This is a genomic window from Bifidobacterium aerophilum (assembly GCF_010667685.1).
In the GTDB taxonomy this organism is placed as follows: Bacteria; Actinomycetota; Actinomycetes; order Actinomycetales; family Bifidobacteriaceae; genus Bifidobacterium; species Bifidobacterium aerophilum.
This window is the reverse complement of the sequence record NZ_WHZW01000044.1, coordinates 1-2,888: the sequence shown is the minus strand read 5'-3', so window position 1 is coordinate 2,888 and position 2,888 is coordinate 1. Positions and strand designations below refer to the sequence as shown.

Annotated in this window: 4 protein-coding genes; 3 read left to right on the top strand and 1 reads right to left on the bottom strand. The window is 61.8% G+C overall.

Going from position 1 to position 2,888, the window contains the following annotated elements:
- The first annotated feature begins 190 nt into the window (after positions 1-190).
- Positions 191-442 (top strand): hypothetical protein, encoded by a 252-nt coding sequence (locus GFD25_RS11885; RefSeq protein WP_163233099.1) that lies wholly within the window; start codon positions 191-193, stop codon positions 440-442.
- 25 nt (positions 443-467) lie between these two features.
- On the opposite strand, the gene GFD25_RS11880 is transcribed toward GFD25_RS11885, so the two are convergent.
- Positions 468-845 carry a DUF4235 domain-containing protein gene (locus GFD25_RS11880; protein WP_239512569.1) on the bottom strand — a complete coding sequence of 126 codons (378 nt, stop codon included), beginning with the start codon at positions 843-845 and terminating at the stop codon, positions 468-470.
- A 64-nt stretch (positions 846-909) separates the two neighbouring features.
- On the opposite strand from GFD25_RS11880, the gene GFD25_RS11875 reads away from it, so the two are divergent.
- The gene (locus tag GFD25_RS11875) at positions 910-1,599 is read left to right on the top strand and encodes a histidine phosphatase family protein (protein ID WP_163233095.1); all 690 of its coding nucleotides are present in this window, start codon (positions 910-912) and stop codon (positions 1,597-1,599) included.
- Positions 1,600-1,707: 108 nt separating this feature from the next.
- The gene (locus GFD25_RS11870) at positions 1,708-2,736 is read left to right on the top strand and encodes a LacI family DNA-binding transcriptional regulator (protein WP_163233093.1); all 1,029 of its coding nucleotides are present in this window, start codon (positions 1,708-1,710) and stop codon (positions 2,734-2,736) included.
- Positions 2,737-2,888: the final 152 nt, after the last annotated feature.

Sequence of the window (2,888 nt, the reverse complement as noted above, 5' to 3'; positions counted from 1 at the left end):
AAGCTAAGGCCTGGCACGGCGATGGTACTGCACCCGACAGAGTGTGGGAGAGTAGCACACCGCCGCAATTTAACTTAGAAGGTTGAGGCCTTTCGGTCGAGCACAGCTCCCGAAAGGCCTCAACTCATATCTAGGGTTAGTTGCTTTCCGATATTCAATGACAAGGGAAGCCCTTACACTCATTGGTACTATGCACTACTTCATCCCGAAACGTTGCACCGAGTCGAACAAGATCATGTATCACGACAAGGCGCAGGCGCAGCGTGCCGCCGATCAGAGCCTGATCGAGCGCGGTGCGGAACTGTGGGTGTATCGGTGCGAATACTGCGGCACATGGCATCTGACGCATCGCGATCCGAAAACCAGTTATCGTGCGGTGCCGCTGAACCAGCAGCTCAAGCCGCATTCGCGCAAAAAAGGCTACAAACCCAGAAGACGGTAATCCCGAATATAGGAGTGGCGGTTTTCTACCGCCCCTGCTTGCGGTGACGATGGTCAACGATCGCCTGCGATCCGCGGTCGGACAGTTGCGAGACGACCGCACCGATCGCGGCCGACAGTGCCGAAAACAGTAGGCTCATCACGAAACTCTCCTGCTCGTCGACCACGCCGTCACCGAGCTTGCCGCGTCCCGCGACGCGCGAGGTTCCACGGTTCCACAGCAACGTGAACAGTTTGCCGGCGACGAAACCGGCGACGGACGGCAACGCGAACTTCAGCAGCTTGTCTCCAAGGGAATCCGGGTCATTGAGTCGTTGCGCGCGCATCGCATCCACCTTGTCGTTGATCCTGTCGAAACCGGCGATGATCTGATCGGCGGTCGAATCGGACTGAAATTCGGTCATGGTCACCATTATTTGGCGAGGCCGCGACTCGGCGAACGGCCGCGGGCTGAGTAGAGTAGTCGGTATGACTGAAATGATGAACGGCAAGGCCGCCGTAACAGGACAACTGGTACTGCTGCGCCACGGGCAGACCCCGTGGAGCGTGGCCGGGCAGCAGACGGGCCGTACAAACGTGCCGCTGACCGCCGAAGGCGAGGACGAGGCACGTGACGCAGGCCGACGGCTGCGCGAGGCGTTCCCGATGGGGTTTGATCCGGATTGCATCTTCGCCAGCCCGTTGAAGCGAGCCCAGCAGACCGCGCACCTGGCCGGTTTCGAGCCGCAGACGCTCCCGTCGATCATCGAATGGGATTACGGTCGCGCGGAAGGCCGTACGCCGCAGACCGTCGCCCAGATGAACGGCGGCGAGTGGAACATGTGGAGCGACGGACCCGAAGCGTTGGACCCGTCAATGGAAGGAGATTGGGTCGCCACGCTGCCGACCGGCGAACAGTTGCCGGTGCATAACGGTCCCGGCGAGACGCTGGCCGAAGTGTACGACCGCGTGCAGCCGGCCATCGATACGGCGATGCCGTTGCTCGCCGAGGGACGCAACGTGTTGTTCGTCGCGCACGCGCATGTGCTGCGCATCCTGACAGCGCGCTGGCTCGGCGTCGACCCGCATTTCGCCCGTCTGCTGCGGCTCGACACCGCGCACTACTCCGTGCTGTCGGTGTACAAGGGCGACCGCGTGATCAACCACTGGAACTGCTAGCTGACGCCGTCAGTCGTCGCGCGTCGGTTCGGCCCGCTCGCTATGCTGGTGAGGAAATTTCCTGAATGGCGATGTGCCGGCATGACCGGCACGTAGAGGAGCGACGACATGGACGAGACCACGGCACGCACGGATACGCGCCGTCCGAAGATCGCCGAGATCGCGAAGATGGCGGGCACGTCGCCCGCCACGGTGTCGAAGGTCATTAACGGATACGGCAGCGTGTCCGACGCCACTCGTGCGCGCATCGAACAGGTGTTGTCGTCGCTGAACTATTCGAAGAAGCCGGTCAAGCATATCAAGTCGCGCAACATCGCGTTGCTGATCGACCGGTTGGATCAGCCGTGGGTGACGGCGATGTTCGGCGGCGCCATGCGGTATGCGAACCGTAACGGGCTGAACCTGGTGATTGTGGCCCGCAGGGATGATCACGGCGGCCTGCTGCCGGACTACATGCAGTCCCTGCGCCGCGCGAAACCGTTGGCGGTGGTGTCCAACACCGTCGATCTCACCGATCAGGAACGTGAACTGTTCGCCAGCATCCACACGGATTATGCGATCATCGACTATCGGGGCAACGCCGCGTCTGCCGGACTGGAAGTCCGGTTGGACAACTGGACCGGCGGCCTGGAGGTCGGCCGTCATCTGGTCGGATTGGGGCATCGACGCATCGCCATCATGGCCGGCCCGCGTGACATGACCTGTTTCCAGGCTCGTGCGGACGGATGCCGTGCGGCCATGCGCGAGGCCGCGATCGACGTGGATCCCGACTTGGTTTGTCAGGCCGATTCGTGGAGCGAGCTGGCCCGTTTGGAGACGTTGCGGCTGCTGTCGTTGCCGGAGCCGCCGACCGCGATTTTCGCGACCTGCGATACGCAGGTGGTAGGCATCTACGATGCGGCGCATCAGATGGGATTCGCCGTGCCTGGCGACCTGTCGGTGGTCGGTTTCGATGACAACGAGTACCTGTGGCACGCATCGACCCCGTTGACGACGGTGCGTCTGCCGTATGCCGATATGACGGACCAGGCGTTCCAACTGATCCTCGAGACCAACGACGAGACGGACCCGAACCGCAAGGTGCTGGTGCCGCCTGAACTGATCGTGCGTGACAGCACCGGCCCGGTACGGCGATAGACGGGACAGCCCGATCGTCGTCGCGTGATTCTCCGGTGATCCTCGCGATGTTTCGATGACTGAAACGACTTGGATGCACCGTGTTTAGTTAACTGATGGATTGAGTGGCGACGCTGACGCTCGCACCATGCGTGGTGTTGTTTGAAAAACGT